An 817-nucleotide genomic window follows, 5' to 3' on the forward strand; every position below is an offset into this window, starting at 1 on the left:
CATGACCTGTAACGACGGCGCGTAGTCCTGTTCGGATCATTCCACAGCACGGTCCGCCGTGGCCGCCCTCTCCGCGACGGGTCAGGAAGTTGCCACGCCGGTATTTCCTGCTTGGGGAAACACCTCTAGTGTTAATAACACTAAGCATGCTTCCTATCTCAAGAGGGGTTGTACCTGATGCGAAAAGTACCTGCGCTTGGATTGATGACGGCAACGATGATTGCCCTGGCCGGCTGCACCGGTGGCGGTGGTGGTGCTGCCAGCCCCTCGGCCACCGAAACGGCCAGCGCCTCCGCAACGGCCGAAGCGAAGGTCTATACCGAGGATGAGCTGCGCGGGCTGATCTCGGGCATGAAGGATGAGGACGGCAACGAACTGAAGCTGTACTCCAAGGAGCAGGTGGACCAGGGCGGCAATATCGCCAACCTGCTCCTGAGCACCGCCGCTGTGGACCCTGAAGACTGCAAGGACATCGCCACTGCCGGCCTGCTGGACACCGTCGAAACCGGTGAGATCGCCGTCGCCCTGTCTGAAGGCGACCAGCCCCGCACCCTGTCCGCACAATCGGGCAGCGAAGGGCCGGACGCCGTCCAGGTCTTGAATGAGATCAGCGGCAAGATGAATCAGTGCGCCACATTCTCCGTAACGGCGTTGGGACAGACGTACGAGGTCACCAGCGAGGAGCTGCAGGCTGACACGAATGCCGCAAAGACCTTCGGCACACTCAGCACTCGCAGCGGGGAGAACCAGCAGAAGCTGATGCAGGTCTCCGCCGCAGAGGGCAGGCTGCTGATCGTCGCCACCAGGAGTGGTGCGA

Annotated in this window: 1 protein-coding gene; it reads left to right on the top strand. The window is 61.9% G+C overall.

The genetic code is table 11. From position 1 onward, the window contains the following. Nucleotides 1-204: 204 nt before the first annotated feature. Nucleotides 205-817: hypothetical protein (locus AC5RWX_RS33885; protein WP_494100517.1), on the top strand; the 613-nt coding region annotated here is incomplete at its 3' end.

It is taken from the genome of Arthrobacter sp. SPT-J7 (genome assembly GCF_059089965.1).